This window comes from Pseudomonas sp. Tun-23181 (genome assembly GCF_057415455.1).
Genome location: NZ_CM171630.1, coordinates 2,355,940 through 2,381,467 on the forward strand (window position 1 = coordinate 2,355,940; position 25,528 = coordinate 2,381,467).

General features: G+C 65.1%; 22 protein-coding genes. 8 read left to right on the top strand and 14 right to left on the bottom strand.

Annotated elements, in window-relative coordinates:
- Window positions 1-47: 47 nt before the first annotated feature.
- The gene (locus tag ACDI39_RS11300; RefSeq protein WP_253081254.1) at window positions 48-698 is read right to left on the bottom strand and encodes a Pr6Pr family membrane protein; all 651 of its coding nucleotides are present in this window, start codon (window positions 696-698) and stop codon (window positions 48-50) included.
- Entirely contained in the window at window positions 699-920 is a 222-nt protein-coding gene (locus ACDI39_RS11305) for a VF530 family protein (protein ID WP_225788098.1), read from the bottom strand.
- Window positions 921-1,240: 320 nt separating this feature from the next.
- On the opposite strand from ACDI39_RS11305, the gene ACDI39_RS11310 reads away from it, so the two are divergent.
- The 7 genes from ACDI39_RS11310 to cmoB all read left to right on the top strand — a co-directional run bounded on the left by ACDI39_RS11310 (window position 1,241) and on the right by cmoB (window position 12,261).
- Window positions 1,241-3,295 carry a TonB-dependent receptor gene (locus ACDI39_RS11310; protein ID WP_225788097.1) on the top strand — a complete coding sequence of 685 codons (2,055 nt, stop codon included), beginning with the start codon at window positions 1,241-1,243 and terminating at the stop codon, window positions 3,293-3,295.
- A 315-nt stretch (window positions 3,296-3,610) separates the two neighbouring features.
- Window positions 3,611-4,957, top strand: coding sequence for a carbohydrate porin (locus ACDI39_RS11315; protein WP_410045344.1), 1,347 nt, complete (start codon window positions 3,611-3,613; stop codon window positions 4,955-4,957).
- Window positions 4,958-4,987: 30 nt separating this feature from the next.
- Entirely contained in the window at window positions 4,988-7,399 is a 2,412-nt protein-coding gene (locus ACDI39_RS11320; RefSeq protein ID WP_253091437.1) for a glucose/quinate/shikimate family membrane-bound PQQ-dependent dehydrogenase, read from the top strand.
- A gap of 143 nt (window positions 7,400-7,542) precedes the next feature.
- Window positions 7,543-9,963 (top strand): endopeptidase La, encoded by a 2,421-nt coding sequence (gene lon, locus ACDI39_RS11325; RefSeq protein WP_225788094.1) that lies wholly within the window; start codon window positions 7,543-7,545, stop codon window positions 9,961-9,963.
- 119 nt (window positions 9,964-10,082) lie between these two features.
- Window positions 10,083-10,475, top strand: a complete 393-nt coding sequence (locus ACDI39_RS11330; RefSeq protein WP_225788093.1) for a protease inhibitor I42 family protein — start codon at window positions 10,083-10,085, stop codon at window positions 10,473-10,475.
- Window positions 10,476-10,564: 89 nt separating this feature from the next.
- Window positions 10,565-11,308: a carboxy-S-adenosyl-L-methionine synthase CmoA gene (cmoA, locus tag ACDI39_RS11335; RefSeq protein WP_225788092.1), complete on the top strand. Its 744-nt coding sequence runs from the start codon at window positions 10,565-10,567 to the stop codon at window positions 11,306-11,308.
- Entirely contained in the window at window positions 11,305-12,261 is a 957-nt protein-coding gene (gene cmoB, locus ACDI39_RS11340; RefSeq protein WP_225788091.1) for a tRNA 5-methoxyuridine(34)/uridine 5-oxyacetic acid(34) synthase CmoB, read from the top strand. The genes cmoA and cmoB overlap by 4 nt, the downstream gene beginning before the upstream one ends.
- Window positions 12,262-12,299: 38 nt before the next feature.
- Here the strand turns inward: cmoB and pdxJ are convergent, their stop codons facing one another.
- The 10 genes from pdxJ to rpoE all read right to left on the bottom strand — a co-directional run bounded on the left by pdxJ (window position 12,300) and on the right by rpoE (window position 22,468).
- Window positions 12,300-13,025 carry a pyridoxine 5'-phosphate synthase gene (gene pdxJ / locus ACDI39_RS11345; protein WP_262923725.1) on the bottom strand — a complete coding sequence of 242 codons (726 nt, stop codon included), beginning with the start codon at window positions 13,023-13,025 and terminating at the stop codon, window positions 12,300-12,302.
- A 61-nt stretch (window positions 13,026-13,086) separates the two neighbouring features.
- Complete coding sequence (gene recO, locus ACDI39_RS11350; RefSeq protein ID WP_486538686.1) at window positions 13,087-13,770, bottom strand: DNA repair protein RecO; 684 nt, start codon at window positions 13,768-13,770, stop codon at window positions 13,087-13,089.
- A gap of 51 nt (window positions 13,771-13,821) precedes the next feature.
- Entirely contained in the window at window positions 13,822-14,724 is a 903-nt protein-coding gene (gene era, locus ACDI39_RS11355; protein ID WP_225788088.1) for a GTPase Era, read from the bottom strand.
- Window positions 14,717-15,406 carry a ribonuclease III gene (rnc, locus tag ACDI39_RS11360; RefSeq protein ID WP_225788087.1) on the bottom strand — a complete coding sequence of 230 codons (690 nt, stop codon included), beginning with the start codon at window positions 15,404-15,406 and terminating at the stop codon, window positions 14,717-14,719. Before rnc ends, era begins: the two co-directional genes overlap by 8 nt.
- 163 nt (window positions 15,407-15,569) lie before the next feature.
- Window positions 15,570-16,424, bottom strand: a complete 855-nt coding sequence (gene lepB, locus ACDI39_RS11365) for a signal peptidase I (RefSeq protein ID WP_225788086.1) — start codon at window positions 16,422-16,424, stop codon at window positions 15,570-15,572.
- 5 nt (window positions 16,425-16,429) lie between these two features.
- Window positions 16,430-18,229, bottom strand: coding sequence for a translation elongation factor 4 (gene lepA, locus ACDI39_RS11370; protein ID WP_225788085.1), 1,800 nt, complete (start codon window positions 18,227-18,229; stop codon window positions 16,430-16,432).
- 455 nt (window positions 18,230-18,684) lie between these two features.
- Entirely contained in the window at window positions 18,685-20,085 is a 1,401-nt protein-coding gene (locus ACDI39_RS11375) for a DegQ family serine endoprotease (RefSeq protein WP_486538983.1), read from the bottom strand.
- 201 nt (window positions 20,086-20,286) lie between these two features.
- Complete coding sequence (locus ACDI39_RS11380) at window positions 20,287-21,252, bottom strand: MucB/RseB C-terminal domain-containing protein (protein ID WP_225788083.1); 966 nt, start codon at window positions 21,250-21,252, stop codon at window positions 20,287-20,289.
- A 12-nt stretch (window positions 21,253-21,264) separates the two neighbouring features.
- Window positions 21,265-21,855, bottom strand: coding sequence for a sigma-E factor negative regulatory protein (locus ACDI39_RS11385; RefSeq protein WP_225788082.1), 591 nt, complete (start codon window positions 21,853-21,855; stop codon window positions 21,265-21,267).
- Between the two features lie 31 nt (window positions 21,856-21,886).
- Entirely contained in the window at window positions 21,887-22,468 is a 582-nt protein-coding gene (gene rpoE / locus ACDI39_RS11390; RefSeq protein WP_003252049.1) for an RNA polymerase sigma factor RpoE/AlgU, read from the bottom strand.
- 435 nt (window positions 22,469-22,903) lie between these two features.
- Here rpoE and nadB point away from each other — a divergent pair, with 435 nt between their 5' ends.
- Complete coding sequence (gene nadB / locus ACDI39_RS11395) at window positions 22,904-24,508, top strand: L-aspartate oxidase (RefSeq protein ID WP_253081792.1); 1,605 nt, start codon at window positions 22,904-22,906, stop codon at window positions 24,506-24,508.
- A 210-nt stretch (window positions 24,509-24,718) separates the two neighbouring features.
- On the opposite strand, the gene ACDI39_RS11400 is transcribed toward nadB, so the two are convergent.
- Both ACDI39_RS11400 and ACDI39_RS11405 read right to left on the bottom strand, forming a co-directional pair.
- Window positions 24,719-25,177, bottom strand: coding sequence for a protein YgfX (locus ACDI39_RS11400; RefSeq protein WP_225788080.1), 459 nt, complete (start codon window positions 25,175-25,177; stop codon window positions 24,719-24,721).
- Window positions 25,161-25,415: an FAD assembly factor SdhE gene (locus ACDI39_RS11405; protein WP_225788079.1), complete on the bottom strand. Its 255-nt coding sequence runs from the start codon at window positions 25,413-25,415 to the stop codon at window positions 25,161-25,163. The genes ACDI39_RS11400 and ACDI39_RS11405 overlap by 17 nt, the downstream gene beginning before the upstream one ends.
- Window positions 25,416-25,528: the final 113 nt, after the last annotated feature.

The window sequence follows — 25,528 nt, forward strand, 5'->3', positions numbered from 1 at the left end:
TCGACTCGGCCCCTGTGGGAGTTGCCCACGAATGGGGCCCCAGCGATTCACCGCGACTGCGCCATCCCCGGCAACCGCCTGCCCCGCCAACGATCCCCCCCCAGCAGCACCAGGCCGATGCCCCAGAACCCCACCAGTACCCCCAGGGCATTGAGCATCACCTGCCCGTACCCCAGGCTGGCCACATCGATGAACGGATAGGCATACACCCCGATCTCGTGCCCACGCCACAGGGCAAAGGCGAAGTACAGCGCCGGGTACAGACTCCAGGCCGGCAAGTGCCAGAGCCGCAGACTGCCCTTGGGTACCTCGAGCCACCAGTACAGGACGAACACCAACGGCATCACGTCGTGCAGCAGTGCATCCGCCAGCCATTGCCACCCCTGCGGCTGCCAAAGGTGCCGCAGCAACAGGTTGTAGGCCACGGCGACCAGGACGATGCTCGTGGCAATCCCCGAACTCACCATGGGTGAAAGAAAGATCCCCCTCGCCCGCGACGCCCTGCCAAAGGCCCGGTAGCTCAGCACCGTGGCCACCAGGGTATTGGTCAATACCGTGAAATAGCCGAACACATTGATCAGGCCGCCGACCAGGCTGGCCTGCTCCTGCCAACGCGCCAGCAGCACCAGCCAGACCTGTATCGCCAGGCCGCTCCAGCCAAGCAGCGCGGCCAGGACCAGCCAGGGATGACGCGGCATTCAGCCGGCCCGCTGCAGCTTCACGTAGAGCTGCTCGACCCGCTCTCGGGCCCAGGGTGTCTTGCGCAGGAAGGTCAGGCTCGACTTGATGCTCGGGTTGCTCTTGAAACAGCGGATGTCGATGCGCTCGGCCAGGCCCTGCCACTGGTAGTGGGCCACCAGCTCGGTGAGGATCTGCTCCAGCGTCTTGCCGTGCAGTGCGTTGTGTTGGGCCGTGCTCATGCCAGTGCTCCAGCGGTGAAAAGATGCGCACCTTACACGAGTCTAGCGGCCGGTGGGGCTGGCGGAGCGGTTCCAGGCAGATGGGTCCGGCAGCTGCCGGTTGCCATTTTGCGGTCCATCGCCGGCAAGCCGGCGCCCACAGGGTTCGAGTCGATCACCCCATGATGATGCGGTTCGCCCAAGACCCTGGGCGCGGCTTGCCCGCGAAGGGGCCGGCATCGACGACACAAAACCCCTGGCCAGAGGCCATACCCTTGTGCTGAAATAGTGATGTTATATTGTAACATCACAACTATTCTGCCAAGGAACGTCACAGCCCCATGCTTCACATGCCCTTGCGTCTCTCCCCACTCGCCGTCGCGCTCTGGCTGGCCTCGACGCCCAGCCAGGCGGTGGAACTGGAACCCCAGGTGATCACCGCCAACCCGCTGGGCAGCCGCCAACTGGCCACGCCGAGCACCGTCCTCGAAGGCGACGACCTGCTGCAACAGCAGCAGGGCAGCCTCGGCGAAACCCTCAACAAACAGCCCGGTGTCGCCTCCACCTGGTTCGGGCCCGGCGCCAGCCGCCCGGTGATCCGTGGCCTGGACGGCGACCGTATCCGCATCCTGCGCAACGGCGTGGGCGCCCTGGACGCCTCGTCCCTGTCCTATGACCATGCCGTGCCCCTGGACCCGGTCAATGTCGAGCGCATCGAAATCGTCCGGGGCCCGGCCGCCCTGCTCTACGGCGGCAATGCCATCGGTGGCGTGGTCAATACCTTCGACAACCGCATTCCCGACTCGCCCATCGACGGCATCCACGGTGCCGGCGAACTGCGCTATGGCGGCGCCGACACCACCCGCAGCAGCGCCGGCAAGCTGGAAGCCGGCAACGGCGCCTTCGCCCTGCACCTGGATGCCAATAGCCGCCAGTTCAACGACCTGCGCATCCCAGGCTACGCCCGCAGCGCCAAGGTCCGCGATGCCGACGAACCGGGCAGCCGCCACCGCCTGGAGAACAGCGACGGACGCCAGGACGGCGGTGCGCTCGGGGGGGCCTACCACTGGGACCACGGCTATGCCGGCCTGTCCTACAGCCGCTACGACAGCAACTATGGCTCGGTGGCCGAGCCCGGCGTACGCCTGGACATGCAGCAGGACCACTACGGCTTCGCCTCGGAGCTGCGCGACCTGCAAGGCCCGTTCAGCTCGGTCAAGGTCGATGCCGGCTACACCGACTACGAACACCGCGAGATCGAAAGCGGCGAAGTGCATACCACCTTCAAGAACAAGGGCTACGAAGCCCGCATCGAAGCGCGCCACCAGCCACTCGGCCCGGTCGAGGGCGTGATCGGCGCCCAGGTCAGCCGCAACGAGTTCTCCGCCCTGGGTGAGGAAGCCTTCGTCCCGCACACCGACACCGACAGCCTGGCGCTGTTCATGCTCGAACAGTGGCAGGCCAGCGAACGCCTGAACCTGAGCCTGGGTGCGCGCCTGGAACACACCCGGGTCGACCCGGACGCCAAGGGCAACGAGCACTTCATCGGCGCCGACGACGCCAGCAGTTTCACCGCCGCCAGCCTGTCGTCCGGCGCGGTGTACCAGTTCGACCCGGTCTGGTCGCTGGCCGCCAGCCTCGCCTACACCGAACGCGCACCGACCTTCTATGAGCTGTACGCCAACGGCGCACACGTGGCCACCGGCGCCTACGAAGTGGGCGACCCAGGCCTGAATAAGGAAAAGGCCATCTCCGGCGACCTGGCACTGCGCTTCGACAATGGCACCCACAAGGGCAGCGTCGGAGTGTTCTACAGCCACTTTCGCAACTACATCGGCCTGATCGGCAGCGGCAACCTGCGCGAAGGTCACGATCACGATCACGATCATGACGACGATCACGACCATGACCACGAACATGAGCACGGCGACATTCCCGAGTACCTGTACCAGGGCGTGCGCGCTCGCTTCTACGGCATCGAGGCCCAGGACCGCTGGCAACTGGCCGAGAACCGCTATGGCAGCTTCGCCCTGGAGCTGTCTGGCGATTACACCCGGGCCAAGAACCTCGACAGCGGCGAGCCGCTGCCGCGCATCGCGCCGTTGCGCCTGAACAGTGCCCTGCTCTGGGAGCGCGATCGCTGGCAGGCGCGCGTCGACGTCCAGCATGCCGCCTCCCAGCACCGCAAGCCGTCGAACGAGACCAGCACCGATGGCTACACCACCCTCGGTGCCAGCCTCGGTTATCGCTTCGACATCGGCCAGAGCCAGTGGCTGGCGTTCGTGCGGGGCGAGAACCTGACCGACCAGACCGTGCGCTACGCCAGCTCGATCCTGCGGGATATCGCCCCGGCGCCGGGGCGTAGCGTCCAGGTGGGGTTGCGTACGTCCTTCTGATCGCAAGGGGGCGCTGTGCGCCCCATTCGCCGGCAAGCCGGCTCTCAGGTCCGGCGCCGACCTCAAGAACGGCGCGGTCCCTGTGTGCGCAGCTTGCCGGATAGGCTGCGAAGCAGCCCCCGACGCGCCCGACTGTTACCCCAGCGACAACAATCCCCTGCGACATTTTGTCTTTTTTTCTTACAACTTCCCCTATATCCTCCTCGCCACACGCTGAAACGCTTCACCCACGAACCTTGCACGCAATCTCATCGACGGGCCCGTCTCTTCGATGCGTTCGCCGTTTTTTCAATAATCAAAAGATAGCGCTATCTCATGCTCCAACTGCCTCGATCCCGATACCCGGGCCTTGCCCTTGCCACCCTGCTCGGCAGCCTGTCACCCCTCGTCGGCGCCAGTGAAATGTTCGCCAGCGACTCGCCATGGATGCTCGGCGACTGGGGCGGCACCCGCAGCGAACTGCTGGAAAAAGGCTACGACTTCACCCTTGGCTATACCGGCGAGATGGGCAGCAACCTGCAGGGTGGCTACGACCATGACCGCACCGCGCGCTACAGCGACCAGTTCACCTTCGCCAGCCACCTGGACCTGGAGAAGATCCTCGGCTGGCACGACGCCGAGTTCCAACTGACGATCACCGAGCGCCATGGCCAGAACATCAGCAATGACCGGATCAACGACCCACGGGTCGGTGGCTTCACCTCGGCCCAGGAAGTCTGGGGCCGTGGCCAGACCTGGCGGCTGACCCAACTGTGGATCAAGCAGAAGTACCTCGACGGCGCCCTGGACGTGAAATTCGGCCGCTTCGGCGAAGGCGAGGACTTCAACAGCTTCCCCTGCGACTTCCAGAACCTGGCGTTCTGCGGCTCCCAGGTGGGCAACTGGGTCGGCGACATCTGGTACAACTGGCCGGTCAGCCAGTGGGCCCTGCGCGTGCGCTACAACCTGCGCGACGACCTCTATGCCCAGGTCGGCCTCTTCGAACAGAATCCCTCCAACCTCGAGTCCGGCAACGGCTTCAAGCTCAGCGGCAGCGGCACGCAAGGCGCCGTGATGCCGGTCGAACTGGTCTGGAGCCCACGGGTCAATGGCCTGAAAGGGGAATATCGCGCCGGCTACTACTACAGTAATGCCAAGGCACAAGATGTTTACCGGGACGACAACGGCCAGGCCGCGGCCCTCAGTGGCCAAGCCTACCGCAGCAGGTCCAGCAAGCACGGCTTCTGGCTCGGCGGCCAGCAGCAGTTGACGTCCCTGGCCTCTGACCAGTCGCGTGGCCTGAGCCTGTTCGCCAATGCCACGTTGCACGACAAGAAGACCAATGCCATCGACAACTATGTTCAGGCAGGTGTGGTGTACAAAGGGCCCTTCGATGCCCGCGCCAAGGACGACATCGGTTTCGCCCTCGCTCGCGTGCACGTCAATCCCGCCTACCGCAAGAACGCGCGCCTCATCAACCAGGCTGCGGGCCTCGACGACTACGACAACCCAGGCTACCTGCCCGTCCAGGACACCGAGTACAGCGCCGAGCTCTACTACGGCATCCACCTGGCCGACTGGCTCACCGTACGCCCCAACCTGCAGTACATCCGCCATCCGGGCGGTGTGTCGCAGGTCGACGCCGCCCTGATCGGCGGCCTGAAGATCCAGAGCAGTTTCTAAACCCACCCTTCGACCTACGGAGAACATACGATGAGCACTGACGGTGCCAAGAATGGAACCCGCTGGCTACCGCGCCTTCTGGGCGTGCTGCTGTTGCTGATGGGCCTGGCCCTGCTGGCCGGCGGCATCAAGCTGAGCCAGTTGGGAGGTTCCCTGTACTACCTGATCGCCGGTATCGGCTTCGCCCTGTCCGGCATCCTACTGCTGGCCATGCGCCGCATCGCCCTGGGCCTGTACGGCCTGGTGCTGCTGGGCAGCACGCTCTGGGCCCTGTGGGAAGTGGGCCTGGACTGGTGGCAACTGGTGCCGCGCCTGGCCATCTGGTTCGCCATCGGCGTGCTCCTGCTGCTGCCCTGGGCGCGTCGCTCGCTGGTGGGCCCTTCCTCCAAGGTCAACACCGCCGTGCTGAGCCTTGCGGTCGTCGCCTCCGGTGCTACCGCCGTGGCCAGCCAGTTCACCCACCCGGGCGAGATCCATGGCGAACTGGGCCGTGACAGCAGCGAAATGGCCAGCGCCGCCCCGGCGATGCCCGACGGCGAATGGCAGGCCTACGGCCGTACCGAGCATGGCGATCGCTACTCGCCGCTGCGCCAGATCACCCCACAGAACGTCTACCGCCTGGAGGAAGCCTGGCGCATCCGCACCGGCGACCTGCCGACCGAAAACGACCCGGTGGAGCTGACCAACCAGAACACCCCGCTGAAGGTCAACGGCATGCTCTATGCCTGCACCGCCCACAGCAGGCTGCTGGCCCTGGACCCGGACACCGGTGCCGAGATCTGGCGCTACGACCCGCAGATCAAAAGCCCAGTGGGCACCTTCAAGGGCTTCGCCCACATGACCTGCCGTGGCGTCTCCTACTATGACGAGAACCGCTACGTCAGCCGCGACGGCAGCCCGGCGCCGAAGATCTCCGACGCGGGCCTGGCAGTCGCCCAGGCCTGCCCGCGCCGGCTCTACCTGCCTACCGCCGATGCCCGCCTGATCGCCATCAACGCCGACACCGGCAAGGTCTGCGAAGGCTTCGCCAACCAGGGCGTGATCGACCTGACCACCGGCATCGGCCCGTTCACCGCCGGCGGCTACTACTCCACCTCGCCCGCGGCGATCACCCGTGACCTGGTGATCATCGGCGGCCACGTCACCGACAACGAGTCGACCAACGAGCCGTCCGGGGTGATCCGCGCCTACGACGTGCACGACGGCCGCCTGGTGTGGAACTGGGACAGCAACAACCCGGACGACACCAAGCCCCTGGCCGCCGGCCAGATGTACAGCCGCAACTCGGCCAACATGTGGTCGATCGCCAGCGTCGACGAAGACCTTGGCATGATCTACCTGCCCCTGGGCAACCAGACCCCGGACCAGTGGGGCGCCGACCGCACCCCAGGCGCCGAGAAGTACAGCGCCGGCATCGTCGCCCTGGACCTGGCCAGCGGCAAGGTGCGCTGGAACTACCAGTTCACCCACCACGACCTGTGGGACATGGACGTGGGCAGCCAGCCGACCCTGGTCCACCTGAAGACCGACGACGGCATCAAGCCAGCGGTCATCGTGCCGACCAAGCAGGGCAGCCTGTACGTGCTCGATCGCCGCGACGGCACGCCGATCGTGCCGATCCGCGAGATCCCGGTGCCGCAAGGTGCCGTCAAGGGCGACCGTACCGCGCCGACCCAGGCCCGCTCCGACCTCAACCTGCTCGGCCCTGAGCTGACCGAACAGGCCATGTGGGGCGCCACGCCGTTCGACCAGATGCTCTGCCGCATCCAGTTCCGCGAGCTGCGCTACGAAGGCCAGTACACCCCGCCCTCCGAGCAGGGCACCCTGGTCTACCCGGGCAACGTCGGCGTGTTCAACTGGGGCAGCGTATCGGTCGATCCGGTGCGCCAACTGCTGTTCACCACCCCGAACTACATGGCCTTCGTGTCGAAGATGGTACCTCGCGAGAAAGTCGCCGCCGGCAGCAAGCGCGAGAGCGAGACCAGCGGCGTGCAACCGAACACCGGCGCACCCTACGCGGTGATCATGCACCCGTTCATGTCGCCGCTGGGCGTACCTTGCCAGGCACCGGCCTGGGGCTACGTGGCAGCCATCGACCTGTTCACCAACAAGGTGGTGTGGAAGCGCAAGAACGGCACCACCCGCGACAGCACCCCGGTGCCGATCGGCCTGCCGGTAGGTGTGCCGAGCATGGGCGGCTCGATCGTCACCGCCGGCGGCGTGGGCTTCCTCAGCGGCACCCTGGACCAGTACCTGCGTGCCTATGACGTGAACAACGGCAAGGAGCTGTGGAAAGCCCGCCTGCCGGCAGGCGGCCAGGCCACGCCGATGACCTACACCGGCAAGGATGGCAAGCAGTACGTGCTGGTCACCGCCGGAGGCCACGGCTCGCTGGGCACGAAGATGGGCGACTACATCATCGCCTACAAGCTCGCCGAGTAAGCTGCAAGCTGCAAGAAGAAAGTGGAGCATGCACGATCTGCTTCTTCTTGCAGCTTGAAGTGAAGCGCCTTGCCCCTGGGACGGGTTGAAACCCGTCCTCCCCCGCCCCATCTAAGCACCATAGCCATTCACGCAGGTGCCCCATGAGCGACCAGCAGGATTTCCCGGAACATCCCGACGAACACAGCGAAGTCGAGCATCTCGAAGCCAAGGCCACCACCGGCCACCACCTCGCCCTGCCCGGCCAGCAACTGCCGGACAAGGTCTATGTGATCCCGATCCACAACCGCCCGTTCTTCCCGGCCCAGGTGCTGCCGGTGATCGTCAATGAAGAGCCCTGGGCGGAAACCCTCGACCTGGTGGCCAAGACGCCCCACCACTCCCTGGCCCTGTTCTTCATGGACACCCCGCCAGAAGACCATCGCCATTTCGATACCTCGGCCCTGCCGCAGTACGGCACCCTGGTCAAGGTCCACCACGCCAGCCGCGAGAACGGCAAGCTGCAGTTCGTCGCCCAGGGCCTGACCCGGGTACGCATCCGTACCTGGCTCAAGCACCATCGTCCACCCTACCTGGTAGAGGTCGACTACCCCCGCCAGCCGGCCGAGCCGACCGACGAGGTCAAGGCCTACGGCATGGCCCTGATCAACGCGATCAAGGAGCTGCTGCCGCTGAACCCGCTGTACAGCGAGGAGCTGAAGAACTACCTCAACCGCTTCAGCCCCAACGACCCGTCGCCGCTGACCGACTTCGCCGCGGCACTCACCTCCGCCACCGGCGCCCAACTGCAGGAAGTGCTCGACTGCGTGCCGATGCTCAAGCGCATGGAAAAGGTCCTGCCGATGCTGCGCAAGGAGGTCGAGGTCGCGCGCCTGCAGAACGAGATCTCCGCCGAGGTCAACCGGCAGATCGGCGAGCACCAGCGCGAATTCTTCCTCAAGGAGCAGCTCAAGGTCATCCAGCAGGAACTGGGCCTGACCAAGGACGACCGCAGCGCCGACCTGGAGCAGTTCCAGCAACGCCTGGAGGGCAAGACCCTGCCCGAGTCGGCGAAAAAGCGCATCGACGAGGAAATGAGCAAGCTGGCGATCCTCGAGACCGGTTCGCCGGAATACGCCGTTACCCGCAACTACCTGGAATGGGCCACCGCCCTGCCCTGGGGCGTGTACGGTGCGGACAAGCTCGACCTCAAGCACGCCCGCAAGGTCCTCGACCAGCACCATGCAGGGCTGGACGACATCAAGGAACGCATCCTCGAATTCCTCGCCGTGGGCGCCTGGAAGGGCGAGATCAGCGGCTCGATCGTCCTGTTGGTCGGCCCGCCCGGGGTCGGCAAGACCAGCATCGGCAAGTCGATCGCCGAATCCCTCGGCCGGCCGTTCTACCGCTTCAGCGTCGGCGGCATGCGCGATGAAGCCGAGATCAAGGGCCACCGGCGCACCTACATCGGCGCCCAGCCAGGCAAGCTGGTGCAGGCGCTCAAGGAGGTCGAGGTGATGAACCCGGTGATCATGCTCGACGAGATCGACAAGATGGGCCAGAGCTACCAGGGCGACCCAGCCTCGGCGCTGCTGGAAACCCTGGACCCGGAGCAGAACGTCGACTTCCTCGACCATTACCTGGACCTGCGCCTGGACCTCTCCAAGGTGCTGTTCGTGTGTACCGCCAACACCCTGGACTCGATCCCCGGCCCCCTGCTCGACCGCATGGAGGTGATCCGCCTGTCTGGCTATATCACCGAGGAAAAACTGGCCATCGCCAAGCGCCACCTGTGGCCCAAGCAGTTGGCCAAGGCCGGCGTGGCCAAGAGCAGCCTGGGCATCAGCGACAGCGCCCTGCGCCTGGTGATCGAAGGCTATGCCCGCGAAGCCGGTGTGCGCCAGTTGGAGAAACAACTGGGCAAGCTGGTGCGCAAGGCCGTGGTCAAGCTGCTGGAAGACCCGGACGCCAAGCTCAGGATCGGCCCCAAGGACCTGGAGCCGGCGCTGGGCATGCCGGTGTTCCGCAGCGAACAGGTGCTGGCCGGCAAGGGCGTGATCACCGGCCTTGCCTGGACCAGCATGGGCGGCGCCACCTTGCCGATCGAGGCCACGCGTATCCATACCCTCAACCGTGGTTTCAAGCTGACCGGCAAGCTGGGTGATGTGATGAAGGAGTCCGCTGAGATCGCCTACAGCTATGTCAGTGCCAACCTCAAGCAGTACGGGGGCGACCCTGGTTTCTTCAACGAGGCCTTCATCCACCTGCACGTGCCGGAGGGCGCCACGCCCAAGGACGGCCCCAGCGCCGGCATCACCATGGCCAGCGCCCTGCTGTCCCTGGCCCGCGACCAGTCGCCGAAGAAAGGCGTGGCCATGACCGGCGAGCTGACCCTCACCGGCCAGGTCCTGCCCATTGGCGGAGTGCGCGAGAAAGTGATCGCCGCAAGGCGCCAGAAGATCTTCGAGTTGATCCTGCCGGAAGCCAACCGGGGGGATTTCGAGGAGTTGCCGGACTACCTGCGCGACGGGTTGACGGTGCACTTCGCCAAGCGCTTCGCCGATGTGGCGAAAGTGCTGTTCTGAAGGCCGGCGGCCGCAGTGCGGCCCATTCGCAGCGGTTCGAGGCGAATGGGCCGGCACAGGCTACACATTGATCCGACACCTTCGGTATCCTCAGGCCATCGCCAGCCTCCGGAGCCAACATGACCGTCCTTCGCCTGCTCGTTCCCCTGAGCCTCGCCCTGCTCGCCGCCTGCGCCCAGCAGCCACGCCAGAATGTCGACCTGGACGCCGAGAGCGAATGCCCCAGGCACCTGCAGGTCGGCCAGACGCTGACCCTGACCCTGCCCAGCAATCCCTCCACCGGCTATCGCTGGCTGCTGCAAGACCCCGCTGCGAACATACTGCGCAGCCTCGGCCCCGAGGTCTACAGCGCCCCTGAAGAGGCCGGCATCGTCGGCAGCGCCGGTGTTTCCACCTGGCGCTTCCAGGCCCAGGCCGCCGGCGAGGGCCACCTGATCCTGGTCTACCAGCAACCTTGGGCACCGGAAGTCCGCCCCGTGCAGACCTTCGACTGCACGATCCGGGTGCAATGAGCACACGGCGCCGGTCAGCCAACCATGCAAGCTTGCCGCGGTTTGGCTAGAATGCCGGCCCTCTAGTTTGCCAGCCGCCTGGATCCACCGTGAGCAAAGAACCCGACCGCCTATTCGCCCAGCCCTTGGAGCAGGTGCCCGACTTCGTCTTCAACGAGGATGTGGTGCGGGTGTTCCCGGACATGATCAAGCGCTCGGTGCCCGGTTACCCGACCATCGTCGAGAACCTTGGCGTGCTGGCGGCCCGCTTCGCCCAGCCGCACACGGCCCTCTATGACCTGGGCGCCTCGCTCGGCGCGGTGACCCAGGCCCTGCGCCGCCATGTACGTACCGACGGCTGCCGGGTGATCGCGGTGGACAACTCCGTCGCCATGGTCGAGCGCTGCCGCCAGTACCTCACCGCCCAGGACTCGATGTTCCAGGAACTGCTGCCGGTGCAGGTGCTGGAAGCCGACATCCTCGCCCTGCCGTTCGAACCGGCCTCGGTGGTGGCGATGAATTTCACCCTGCAGTTCATCGCCCCGGAGCAACGCCTGGCACTGCTTGGCCGCATCCACCAGGCCCTGCTGCCCGGCGGTGCGCTGATCCTCTCCGAGAAACTGCGGTTCGAGGATGACCAGGAACAGGCGCTGCTCAACGAACTGCACCTGGACTTCAAGCGTGCCAATGGCTACAGCGAACTGGAAATCGCCCAGAAGCGCAGCGCCATCGAGAACGTGATGAAGCCCGACAGCCTGGAGAGCCACAAGCAACGCCTGCGCGACGCCGGCTTCTCCAAGGTCGTGCCCTGGTTCCAATGCCTCAACTTCGCCTCGCTGATTGCCCTGCCATGATCGATCTGTCCCCTCTCGTCCGCCGCCTGGCGGGTACGCCTCTCGCCACCTGGTCCCAAGGCCTGCAGGCACAACTGGAAGCCAAGCTGGAAAAAGGCCATGGCGATCTCGACCGCTGGCGTGGCGCCCTGGAGGCCCTGCCTGATTTACAGGCGAGCGAAATCGACCTGGCCGACGGCCTGCGCCTGGACTGTGCGTGCGACGACGCTACCCGCGCCGTGCTACACCAGGCACTGATGGGGCTCTCGCCCTGGCGCAAGGGGCCGTTCGACCTGTTCGGCGTGCACGTGGACACCGAATGGCGCTCGGACTGGAAATGGTCGCGAGTCTCCCCGCACCTGGACCTCAAGGGCAAACGCGTGCTCGACGTGGGCTGCGGCAATGGCTACTACCAGTGGCGCATGCTCGGCGCCGGGGCCGACATGGTCATCGGCGTCGACCCCAACTGGCTGTTCTTCTGCCAGTTCCAGGCCGTGCAGAAATACCTGCCCGACCTGCCGGCCTGGCACCTGCCGTTCGCCCTGGAAGACCTACCCGCCAACCTGGAAGGTTTCGACACGGTCTTTTCCATGGGCGTGTTCTACCATCGGCGCTCGCCCATCGAGCACCTGCTGGCGCTCAAGGACTGCCTGGTCAAGGAGGGCGAGCTGGTGTTGGAAACCCTGGTGATCGAGGGCGACGAACACCAGGTGCTGGTGCCCGAGGACCGCTACGCACAGATGCGCAACGTCTGGTTCCTGCCGTCGGTACCGGCGCTGGAGCGCTGGCTGCGCCGGGCCGGGTTCCGTGACGTGCGCTGTGTCGACCTGAGCGTCACCAGCGTGCAGGAGCAGCGCAGCACCGAGTGGATGCGCTACCAGTCGCTCGGCGACTTCCTCGACCCGCACGACCACAGCCTGACCATCGAAGGCCTGCCAGCCCCGCGTCGGGCGACGCTGCTGGCGCGCAAGTAAGCCATTCGCGAAAGGGCCGCAAGGCGGCCCCACCTGGGTCAGCGCGCGCTGGCCGCGACGATCAAGGCCTTCATCTCGGCCACCGCCGCCTTGAAACCGACGAACAACGCATGCGCCACCAGCGCATGGCCGATGTTCAGCTCATTGATGCCCTTGATCGCCGCCACCGCCTCGACGTTGTGGTAATGCAGACCATGGCCTGCGTTGACGATCAGGCCCTGGCCAACGCCGAAGGCAACACCGTCGACGATACGCTTGAGTTCCTCGGCCACCTCGGTCGGCGACTGAGCATCGGCATAGCGCCCGGTATGCAGTTCGATGGCCGGGGCACCGACCCGACGAGAGGCTTCGATCTGCCGTTCGTCGGCATCGATGAACAGCGAAACCTCCGCACCGGTACGCGCCAGGCGCTCCACCGCCGCCTTGATCCGCGCTTCCTGGCCGGCGACGTCAAGGCCACCTTCGGTGGTCAGTTCCTGGCGCGTCTCGGGGACCAGGCAGATATGCGCCGGACGGATCTTCTCGGCGAAGGCCATCATCTCTTCGGTGACGCCCATCTCGAAGTTCATGCGGGTCTGCAGCACGTCCTTGAGCAGCAGCACGTCGCGCTCCTGGATGTGCCGGCGGTCTTCGCGCAGGTGCACGGTGATGCCGTCGGCGCCCGCTTCCTCGGCGTCCAGCGCGGCCTTGACCGGATCCGGGTAACGCGTGCCCCTGGCCTGGCGGAGCGTCGCCACGTGGTCGATGTTGACGCCGAGAAGCATGCGGTTGCTGTGAGTCACGAAAGGCTCTCCTGAAAATCGGGCCTCACAGCATACGACGTGCTCAGCGCTTGCGAAACAGTTCCCGGCTGACCAGTGGCTTGGGCCCCAGGTGCACGGCCAGGGCCTGGCGCATCAGGCGCTTGGCCGCCAGCAAGGCACCCGGTGCATCCCAGTCGGCCTCGGCCAGGGCCAGCAGCTCGGCACCGTTGAACAGCCCAGGCTGGACCAGGTACACCCGCTCCAGCCCGGCATCCACCTGCAGACGATACAGGCCGTCGGCCTGGACCGGATCGTCGTTGATGTCGCGGTCCAGGGCGAAGGCATAGCCCAGCTCATCCAGCAGGCGCCATTCGAAGGCGCGCAGCAACGGCTCCAGCGGCCGGCCGGCGGCCAGGGCCTGGAGGGTCAAGGTGTAATGCTCGAACAACAGCGGATGGGCCACTTCCGCCGGCAGCAGGCGCATCAGCAGCTCGTTGAGGTAGAGCCCGCTGAACAGCGCGTCGCCATGCAGCCAGGCGGCCACGCCGACGCTGTCCAGGCGGCCGACGTTCTTCAGCTCGCCACGCCCGCGCAGTTCTACCTCCAACGGCACGAACGGCCGCACCAGGCTGCCGCCCTTGCCCCGGGCCCGGCGCAGCACCGCGCGCACGCGCCCCTGGGGCGTGAGGAAATCCACCAGCGCGCTGGTTTCCCGGTAGGCGCGGCTGTGCAGCACGTAAGCCGATTGGCCGACTGGTTGTTCCATGGGGAAGGGCCCGGAGGGTGGGCGGCCCGTGAAGCGCCGGGCCGCCGGAGATTACAGGTCGCCGTAGCCCAGCGAGCGCAGGGCGCGCTCGTCGTCGGACCAGCCGCCCTTGACCTTGACCCAGAGGTTGAGCATGACCTTGGCGTCGAACAGCAGCTCCATGTCCTTGCGCGCGTCGGAGCCGATGCGTTTGATGCGCTCGCCCTTGTCGCCGATGATGATCTTCTTCTGCCCGTCACGCTCGACCAGGATCAGCGCATGGATGTGCAGCACATGGCCCTGCTGCTTGAACTCCTCGATCTCCACGGTGATCTGGTACGGCAGCTCCGCGCCGAGCTGACGCATGATCTTCTCGCGTACCAGCTCGGCGGCGAGAAAGCGGCTGCTGCGGTCGGTGATCTGGTCTTCCGGGAAGAAATGCTCGTTCTCCGGCAGGTGCTGGCCGATCAGTTCTTCCAGCGCCTGCAGGTTGTGCCCCTGCTGGGCGGAGATCGGCACGATCTCGGCGTTCGGCAGTTGCTCCTGGAGCCATTGCAGGTGCGGGATCAGCTCGGCCTTCTCGTCCATGCGGTCGGTCTTGTTGACCGCCAGGATCACCGGGCCCTTGACATACTGCACGCGCTCGAGCACCAGTTGGTCCTCGTCGGTCCAGCGGGTGCGGTCGACCACGAAGATCACCACGTCCACGTCCTTCAGGGCGGCCGAGGCGGTGCGGTTCATGTAGCGGTTCAGGGCCTTGTCGTTGGCCTTGTGCATGCCGGGCGTGTCGACGTAGATCGCCTGCACGTCGCCTTCGGTCTTGATGCCGAGCATGGTGTGACGGGTGGTCTGCGGCTTGCGCGAGGTGATCGCCAGCTTCTGGCCGAGGATGTGGTTGAGCAGGGTCGACTTGCCCACGTTGGGGCGGCCGACGATGGCCACGTAGCCGCAGCGGGTCGGGTTGCTATCAGTCATTGCCATTCTCCACGCCCAGGGCGATCAGTGCAGCGGCGGCGGCGACCTGCTCGGCGATACGCCGGCTCACGCCCTGGCCGCGGCTCTTGTTGTTCAGCAGCACCACTTCGCACTCGACGAAGAAGGTCCGGCAGTGAGGTTCGCCCTGGATGTCCACCACTTCATAGCGCGGCAGCTCGCAGGCACGCGACTGCAGGAACTCCTGCAGGCGGGTCTTGGGGTCCTTGTTGGTGTCGACCAGGGTCAAGCCGTCGAACTCGCCAGCCAGCCAGGCCAGGATGCGTTCGCGGGCGGTCGCCATGTCGGCGTCCAGGTAGATCGCCCCGATCAGCGCCTCGAGGGCGTCGGCGAGGATCGACTCACGGCGAAAGCCGCCGCTCTTGAGCTCGCCAGACCCCAGGCGCAGGTACTCGCCCAGGTCGAAGCCGCGGGCCAGGCGGGCCAGCGTCTCGCCCTTGACCAGGCGCGCGCGCAGGCGCGACAACTGGCCTTCGCGGGCCTGCGGAAAGCGCTCGAACAGCGCCTCGCCGACCACGAAGTTGAGGATCGCATCGCCCAGGAACTCCAGGCGCTCGTTGTTGCGCCCGGCATAGCTGCGATGGGTCAGGGCCAGGAGCATCTGCTCCTGGTTCTTGAAGGTATAGCCGAGCTTGCGCTCCAGGCGGGCAAGGGAAGCACTCATGGGGCCACCCGTGGGTTGTTCAACGCGTTGTTCAAATCAACATCCTGAAAGACTGTTTGGCTGTGGCCCACCACCCCGGGGCGGTGGAATCTCCCGATCCCTGAGAACACAGCCTATGTCAGAAAAGCATTCGGCGCTGTCTATCAGGACAGCGCCGTTGGTATCAATGGATCAGGCCGACCCGCGACAGGTTGGGGAAGTGGCTGAGCTTGGGCTCCGGCCAGCTCATCCACACCGCGAAGGCCTTGCCGACGATGTTCCGATCCGGAACCATGCCGTGCAGTTCCTTCGGAATGTTCGGATCGTCCCAGTAGCGGCTGTCGTTGGAGTTGTCGCGGTTGTCGCCCATCATGAAGTAGTGACCGGCCGGCACGGTCCATTGCTGGTCCGGCGGCATACGGTAACGGCTCATTTCCTTGCGGATCAGGTGCTCGGCCTCGCCCAGTTTCTCCTTGTACAGCTGGGCGCTGCCCAAGGTACCCGGCTCGGCGCCGACCAGCTGCTCGGCGACCGGCTGGCCATTGACGTACAGGCGCTTGTCGCTGGTATAGCGGACCTGATCGCCCGGCAGGCCGACCACGCGCTTGATGTAGTTGACGTTCGGGTCGCTGGGGTAACGGAACACCATCACGTCGCCGCGCTGCGGGTCACCCACCTCGATGACCTTCTTGTCGATCACCGGCAGGCGAATGCCGTAGGAGAACTTGTTCACCAGGATGAAGTCGCCCACTTCCAGGGTCGGTTTCATCGACCCCGAAGGGATCTGGAACGGCTCGACCAGGAACGAGCGCAGCACCAGCACGATGAACAGCACCGGGAAGAACGACTTGCCGTACTCGACCAGCAGCGGTTCCTTGCTCAGACGCTCGACCACCGCCATCTCGGGCTGGCTGACGCTGCCCTGGTAGTTGGCGACCGCCGCCCGCCGGCGCGGAGCCAGGAACAGCAGGTCGATCAAGCCCAACAGGCCGCAGACGGCAACGGCGATGACTAGCAACAGCGGGAAATTTAGCGACATAGGACCTAGCTATCCAACCTGAGCACGGCGAGGAAGGCCTCCTGTGGAATTTCCACGTTGCCCACCTGTTTCATGCGTTTCTTACCGGCCTTCTGCTTCTCCAGCAGCTTCTTCTTACGGCTGACGTCACCGCCATAGCACTTGGCCAGTACGTTCTTTCTGAGCGCCTTGACAGTGGTGCGCGCGATGATCTGGCCGCCGATGGCTGCCTGGATCGCCACGTCGAACATCTGCCGAGGGATCAGTTCCTTCATTTTCTCCGTCAACGCACGGCCCTTGTAGTGGGCATTGTCGCGGTGAACGATCAGCGCCAGGGCGTCTACCTTGTCGCCGTTGATCAGCACGTCCAGCTTGACCAGGTTGGCCGACTGGTAGCGATCGAAATGATAATCCAGCGAGGCATAGCCGCGGCTGGTGGACTTCAGACGGTCGAAGAAGTCGAGCACCACCTCGTTCATCGGCAGGTCGTAGCGCACCTGCACCTGGGAGCCGAGGAACTGCATGTCGCGCTGAACGCCACGCTTCTCGATGCACAGGGTGATGACGTTGCCCAGGTGCTCCTGGGGTACCAGGATGGTGGCCTGGACGATCGGCTCGCGGAAGTCGGCGACCGCCGAGACGTCCGGTAGTTTGGACGGGTTGTCGACGTAGATGGTCTCGCCGGTCTTGAGCTCGAGTTCGTAGATCACGCTCGGCGCGGTGGTGATCAGGTCCAGGTCGTATTCGCGCTCCAGGCGCTCCTGGATGATCTCCATGTGCAGCATGCCGAGGAAGCCGCAGCGGAAGCCGAAGCCCAGGGCGTCGGAGCTCTCCGGCAGGTATTGCAGCGAGGAGTCGTTCAGGGTCAGCTTCTGCAGCGCTTCGCGAAAGTCCTCGAAATCGTCGGAACTGACCGGGAACAGGCCGGCATAGACCTGCGGCTGGATCTTCTTGAAGCCGGGCAGGACCTCGACCTCGGGCGTCGAGGACAGGGTCAGGGTATCACCGACCGGGGCACCGTGGATGTCCTTGATGCTGGCGATGATGAAGCCCACCTCGCCGGCCTTGAGATCGGCGGTCTGGGTGTGTTTCGGGGTGAAGACGCCGACGCTGTCGACCAGGTGCACCTTGCCGGTGGACTTGACCAGGATCTTGTCGCCCTTCTTGACCCGGCCGTGGCGTACACGCACCAGGGAGACGACGCCCAGGTAGTTGTCGAACCAGGAGTCGATGATCAGTGCCTGCAGGGGCGCGTCGATCTCGCCTTCGGGCGCGGGGATGGTGTGTACCAGGCGTTCGAGCACCTCGTCCACGCCCATGCCGCTCTTGGCGCTGCAGGCCACGGCGTCGGTGGCGTCGATGCCGATGATCTTCTCGATCTCGTCCTTGACGCGGTCCGGGTCGGCCTGGGGCAGGTCCATCTTGTTCAGCACCGGCATGACCTCCAGGCCCTGCTCGATGGCGGTATAGCAGTTGGCCACGGACTGGGCCTCGACGCCCTGCCCTGCGTCCACCACCAGCAGCGCGCCTTCGCACGCGGCCAGCGAACGGCTGACCTCGTAGGTGAAGTCGACGTGGCCGGGGGTGTCGATGAAGTTCAGCTGGTAGGTCTTGCCGTCCTGGGCCTTGTAGTGCAGCGTGACGCTGTGGGCCTTGATGGTGATCCCGCGCTCGCGCTCCAGATCCATGGAGTCGAGGACCTGGGCTTCCATCTCGCGTGCCGTCAGGCCACCGCACATCTGGATGAAACGGTCGGCCAGCGTCGACTTGCCATGGTCGATGTGGGCGATGATGGAGAAATTGCGGATATGACTCAAATCACTCACGGGTCAACACTCGAAAAGGCTGCGAGCCGGACGCCCGCCGAAAAATAGCCGTGAATTGTAACTCAAGCCGCAGGGATATGGGAGATTCCTCATCGGACGACATGTGTACGAATACGCCTCCTGACAGCAGGCGCGGCTCCATGCCGGCCAGGTGGGGCACTCAGCCACCTCCAGGGCCACTTCGCGCCTGGGACACCTTCATGAAAAAGGGCAGCCGAAGCTCAATGCCGGTCAGTTAAGACGTTCAGTTGTCATTTGGGGCCGCTTCGCGCCCCATCGCCGGCAAGCCGGCTCCCACACTGTCCGTGCAAACCGCATCATGTGTGGTCGCCGCGGTCCCTGTGGGAGCCGGCTTGCCGGCGATGGGCTGCAAGGCAGCCCCAAAAATGACAAAGCGCCGCTTAACTGACTGACATTAAGCCGAAGCTGCCCTTTTCGTACCTCGCACCCAGCGCTTATTCCGCCAGCTTGAAGGTAATGAAGCTGGCGCGCCCCTGGCGCAGCACGCGCATGGACACCGAACGGTTCTTCGGCAGGTCCTTGGCGATCTCGGTGAACTGCTTGGCTGAGGTGATCGCCTGGTTGTTCAGGTGGCTGATGACATCGCCCGGACGCAGGCCGATCATCGCCGCCGGGCCATCCTGGACCTCCTTGATGACGACGCCGCCCTTGAGCTCCAGGGATTTCTTCTGCTCGGCGCTCAGGTCGGTCACGGAAACCCCCAGGCGGTTGCTGCTGCGCTCGGCGCCGCCCTGGCCACCGCTGCCGATCTGCACGTCGTCCTCCGGCAGCGCGCCGATGGTGACGTCCAGGTTCTGCCGCTTGCCGTTGCGAATGATCTCCAGGCGGGCCTTGTCGCCATCCTTGAGGCTACCCACCAGGTGCGGCAGGTCGGCCGACATGATGATCGGCTGGCCGTTCATGCTCAGGATCACGTCGCCCACCTGCAGGCCGCCCTTGGCTGCCGGGCCGTCTTCCAGTACCTGGGCCACCAGGGCGCCGGCCGGTTTGTCCAGGCCGAAGGATTCGGCCAGGTCCTTGTTGACCTCCTGGATCACCACGCCGAGCCAGCCGCGGCTGACCTTGCCGTCTTTCTTCAGCTGGTTGGAGACATCCAGCGCCACGTCGATCGGGATGGCGAACGACAGGCCCATGAAACCGCCGGAACGGGTGAAGATCTGCGAGTTGATCCCCACCACCTCGCCGCTCATGTTGAACAGCGGGCCACCCGAGTTGCCCGGGTTGATCGCCACGTCGGTCTGGATGAACGGTACGTAGGTGTCGTTGGGCAGGGTACGGCCCTTGGCACTGACGATACCCTTGGTCACCGAGTGGTCGAAACCGAATGGCGAGCCGATGGCCAGCACCCATTCGCCGACCTTGAGCTTGCTGGAGTCACCCAGCTTGACGGTCGGCAGGTTCTTGCCGTCGACCTTGAGCAAGGCCACATCGGTACGCGGGTCGGTGCCGACCAGCTTGGCCTGCAACTCGCTGCGGTCGGACAGGCGGACGATGATCTCGTCGGCATCGGCGACCACGTGGTTGTTGGTCAGCACGTAGCCGTCGCTGGAAATGATGAAGCCCGAGCCCAGCGACTGCGCCTCGCGCTGGCGGTCGCCACGGGGCGAACGCGGCACCTGCGGCATGTTGCGCTCGAAGAACTCGCGGAACATCGGCGGCAGGCCTTCGAGGTCCGGCATCTGCCCGGCGGCGATGCGGCGCTCTGGCAGCTTCTGCTTGGTGCTGATGTTCACCACCGCCGGCGAAGCCTGCTCGACCAGGGTGGTGAAGTCCGGCAGGGACTCCTCGGCCTGGGCCGTGAGCACCTGGCCGAGCATGAGCACGGCGGCGAACATCGAGAGATAGGATTTCAAGCGTGGTATTGACATACGGCTCCCGTCACAACGAGCGTAGTTAGCAAGTAAGGCCCCTGCACAAGCAGGAAAGGCCAGACCCCGAAAAGCCTGACCTATAGAAAATTTACGAAGGGATTGCAAATGACAATGCTTTAATTTCATTTCAGCCCAGTGACTTCCAGGCTACCGGACAGCACGCCGTCATTGACTTGCCTGGGCATCCTGGGCCCGCATCGACAGCGCGACACGCTCGGCGGTCCCCAGGGGAATCTCCCCGACCACGGTGACCATCACCTTGCCCTTGGGCGTGTTGAGGTGGCGCGACACGGCCACGGTCGGCCCCAACTGGGCACGGGTATCGGTCCCGGCATCGTCCTTGACCGGTTCCAGGAATACCGAGAAACGCGCCAGGCCATCGTCGTACATCAGGCTGCTGACGGTGCTGTTGCGTGCCGGGTCGCGGCGCACCGAGCTGTTGATCAACTCGAAGCCCGGCGGCAGCCAGTCCGAACGCCAGCCGGCAGCGGCTTCGCTGGAGGTTGCGGCAATCCGTTCGATCGGCTTGCACGCTGCACTGGCCCGCAGGTCGTCGTCGCTCGGCTGATCGTCGGTGTCCAGGCGGGTCATCTGGAAGCGCTCGAGCAACTGGCCCTTGTCGTTGAGCATCAACGAGCGCAGGGGCAGGCCGGACCGGCGGTCCAGGTGCAATTCGAACGCGTAGCGGTGCTGGTCCCGCGGGCTGAGCGTGACGATCACCGCGTCACGCCCGGCGACCCGTGACCGGCCAGCCACGGCCAGGTCGTACCAGCTCATCAGTTTCAGGGGATCGAGCACACGCGGTGCGGAGTCTGGCGGGGTACCCACGCCACTGACCAGGGAGCCGCTGACGCACTGGACCTTGCCATCGACGCGCACGATTTCCTGGGCCGCGCCATCGAGCTGTAACAACCGCTCGCTGACCTGACCGTCCTGGACGCGGTGCCAGATATCGTGGGAAGAAAAGCTGCCATTACGTTCGTAGACGAAGGAACCCTGGTAACTCTGTTCTTGCTCGGCCCGTGCCAGCCTGCCCAGCCACTCGCTCGCCTCGGGCGAGGAGTTGGCCGCCAACGCCGGCACCGCCATGCAGCTGCCGAGCAGCAGCGACAGGAGAGGTAGCGCGCGCATGATCCTCCTTACTTAGCGGTTTTCCAGGCTGGCGGCGCGGGCATAGGGCAGAGCGGTCTCGGTGCCCTTGAGCGCGGACTCCTGGGCATGCTGGCGCAGGTACCCCGGCAGACGCTGATCCCAGCCGGCCTGGTTCTGCAGCACGCCGTTGGCCATCGGCCCGGTCGGTTGCTCACTGCTTTCACTATAGCCTGCCAGTACGGCGGGGCCCTGTGCCTGTGGCATGCTCAGGCCCTGCTGGGCTGGCTGCTGGGCAGCGAGCTCGGCGCCGGTGATCTCGTCCTGGTTGTACATGCGTACGCCAGCCAGCACGGCAACGGTCACCGAGGCGGCGACAGCCAGGCGACCGATGGTGCGCCACGGGCCCTGCTTGACCTTCGCCGGCACGGCTTCGTCGGCCAGCGCCGCGGAAACCGCCGAGGCGATGTCCAGTTTCGGCAGCAGCAGTTCCTTGTGCATGGCTGCACGGGCGATCTGGTAGCGCGACCAGGTGGCACGGGTTTCAGGATCGTCGACGGCGTTCAACACCCGACGCAGTTCAAGTTCGTCCGCTTCGTTATCCATCACCGCGGACAGCGATTCCTGCAAAGCTTCACGACTCATGGCGGTTCCTCTCTTGGCTGTCGCCGCTGTCTCAGGTTTCCTGCAATAGAGGCTGCAGGGCTTTGTCTATGGCCTCCCGAGCGCGGAAGATTCGAGAGCGCACGGTACCCACCGGACATTGCATGACACTGGCAATGTCTTCGTAACTCAGTCCGTCGAACTCACGCAGGGTCAAGGCCGTACGCAGGTCCTCAGGCAGTTGCTGGATGGTGCGATGGACAGTGCCTTCGATTTCATCCCGCAACAACGAGCGCTCTGGGGACTCGAGATCCTTGAGACCATGATCGCCGTCGTAAAACTCCGCATCCTCGGAGCTCACATCGCTGTCTGGCGGCCGTCTTCCACGGGACACCAGGTAGTTCTTCGCCGTGTTGATGGCGATGCGGTACAGCCAGGTATAGAACGCGCTGTCACCGCGAAAATTTCCCAGCGCCCGGTAGGCCTTGATGAAAGCCTCCTGAGCCACATCCTGGGCTTCATGGGTGTCGTGGACGAACCGCACGATCAACCCGAGAATCTTGTGCTGATACTTCAGCACCAACAGATCGAACGCTCGCCTGTCGCCGCGCTGCACGCGCTCGACAAGCTGCTGATCCTCTTCCTGGGTTAGCATGAACACTCCTCAGTGGACTCGAAGGAGCGTTGCAACAGCCATCGTTCAGGCTTGCAACCATAGACTCGGGCTTTGCGCAAAAGTTCTCCCCTCCAAGCAAGTTTCCTGCGGCCCTTGGTCGGCTCGCACGAAAGACGCAGCGCGGTCGTGGCCGGCTGCGTCGATAATCAGGTTTCGAATACGCAGGTGTCAGCCCGGATAGAGCTGCCGCCATGCGTCGCCGCGGCATTTGTGGCGTGCGGGCAGCCTTCTTAGGATTTCCGCCGATGATGGAAAGTTCCCACGAAGATCTGCGCAACGGCGTAGACGCCATTGGAAATCAGGCACCTGTGACTGCTATAAAGGCAGCCCGGTCACGTTTCACGATAGTTTCACAATGCCATCTGCGCATGACTATTGTGCCGCTCCCTCACTCAAGAATACTAGTGTCCCGACATGAGCCAACAATTCCAACATGATGTCCTGGTGATCGGCAGCGGCGCCGCCGGCCTCAGCCTGGCACTGAACCTTCCCAGCCATCTGCGCATCGCCGTGCTGAGCAAGGGCGACCTGGCCAACGGTTCGACCTTCTGGGCCCAGGGCGGCGTCGCGGCTGTGCTCGACGATACCGACACCGTGCAATCCCATGTCGAGGACACGCTCAACGCCGGTGGCGGCCTGTGCCATGAAGACGCCGTGCGCTTTACTGTCGAGCACAGCCGCGAGGCCATCCAGTGGCTGATCGAGCAAGGCGTGCCATTTACCCGCGACGAGCACTACAGCGTCGACGATGGCGGCTTCGAATTCCACTTGACCCGCGAGGGCGGGCACAGCCACCGACGCATCATCCATGCCGCCGACGCCACCGGTGCGGCGATCTTCACCACCCTGCTGGCCCAGGCCCGGCAACGGCCGAACATCGAGCTGCTGGAACAGCGCGTGGCGGTCGACCTGATCACCGAACGCCGCCTGGGCCTGCCCGGCGAGCGCTGCCTGGGCGCCTACGTGCTGGACCGCAACAGCGGCGAAGTCGACACCTTCGGCGCGCGCTTCACCGTGCTGGCCACTGGTGGCGCGGCCAAGGTCTACCTCTACACCAGCAACCCCGACGGTGCCTGCGGCGACGGTATCGCCATGGCCTGGCGCGCCGGCTGCCGGGTGGCCAACCTCGAATTCAACCAGTTCCATCCCACCTGCCTCTACCACCCGCAGGCCAAGAGCTTCCTGATCACCGAGGCCCTGCGCGGCGAGGGCGCCCTGCTGCGCCTGCCCAACGGCGAGCGCTTCATGCCGCGCTTCGATCCGCGCGAGGAGCTGGCACCCCGCGACATCGTGGCCCGGGCCATCGACCATGAGATGAAGCGCCTGGGCGTGGACTGCGTATACCTGGACATCACCCACAAGCCGGCCGATTTCATCAAGAGCCACTTCCCCACCGTCTACGAGCGCTGCCTGGCCTTCGGCATCGACATCACCCGACAACCGATCCCGGTGGTCCCGGCCGCCCACTACACCTGCGGCGGTGTGATGGTCGACGATCGCGGCCACACCGACGTGCCAGGCCTGTACGCCATCGGCGAAACCAGCTTCACCGGCTTGCATGGCGCCAACCGCATGGCCAGCAATTCGCTGCTGGAGTGCTTCGTCTATGGCCGCGCCGCCGCCGCCGACATCGCGGCGCACCTGGACCAGGTGGGCATGCCCGCCGCCCTGCCCTGCTGGGACGCAAGCCAGGTCACCGACTCGGACGAGGACGTGATCATCGCGCACAACTGGGACGAACTGCGGCGATTCATGTGGGACTACGTGGGCATCGTGCGCACCAGCAAGCGCCTGCAGCGTGCCGAGCACCGGGTGCGCCTGCTGCTGGACGAGATCGACGAGTTCTACAGCAACTACAAGGTCAGCCGCGACCTGATCGAGTTGCGCAACCTGGCCCAGGTGGCGGAACTGATGATCCGCTCGGCCATGCAGCGCAAGGAAAGCCGCGGGCTGCACTACACCCTCGACTACCCAGGCATGCTGCCCGAGGCGCGGGATACCATCCTGAACCCGCTCTGAGGTCGTCGCGGCGATGGGTCTAAACGAGGGGCTTAGTCTGATGTGACATCGATTGGGGCTGCCTTGCAGCCCTTCGGCGGGCAAGCCCGCTCCCACAGGATCGTGCATTCCTTGAGGCTTGCAGCGTACTTGTGGGAGCGGGCTTGCCCGCGAAGGGCCGCAAGGCGGCCCCAATGGCTTAAGTGAACAGCATTAGGGGCTTACCCTGCCCTACAGAGAGCCCACTACCGACCACCGGCGGCGGCTGAACTTCAAGCGCACACGCAAGCGCCGATGCATATCCCGGCCCAGTGCATCCTTGGGAATGCACTGGGCCTCCCCGAAGCGCCGCCCCGGGCGCACGTACCGCAACACCACCAGCCCAGGCAGCGCCACGCTGTCGCGGCACAGGCGCACCGGCTGCCAGCCCCGGGCGCGACTGAACAGCCGCCAGCCCGACGGGTCACGGCGCAGGCCGGTGATCGCCTCAGGATGCGTCAGCAGGATACGGCGGGGAATGGCCCAGCAGGCGTGGGCAACGCAGGCGACCGCCAGGGGCAGGGTCACCCACCAGGGCTGCGCCCCCAGGCCAAGGGCCGCGAACGCCAGCACCTGGCAGGCCAGGTAGGCCGTCAGCAGCAGGCGCGAGCCCTGCCAACGGCACTCGAAATGCTCACTTGGGCTGGACACGGTCCAGGATGATGCGGACCATGCGCTGCAACTCAGGGTCCTCGGACTCGTTGCGCTCCATGAACCAGCCGAACAGGTCCTGGTCCTCGCAGGTCAGCAGGCGACGGTACAGCTCGCGGTCTGCTTCGCTCAGGCTGGGGTAGACCTCCTGGGTGAATGGCACCAGCAGTACGTCCAGTTCCAGCATGCCACGGCGGCTGTGCCAGAAAAGCCGGTTGAGTTCAGTTTGTTCGACCATGGGGCCCTCCTCGAATGGCCGGCCAGTATACCGTGCCGCGAACACCGCGGCACAAGGCGTTGGTCTAGTCACCTACCTATTTTGTTACCGGCGTTCTATGATGGCCGCCAGTC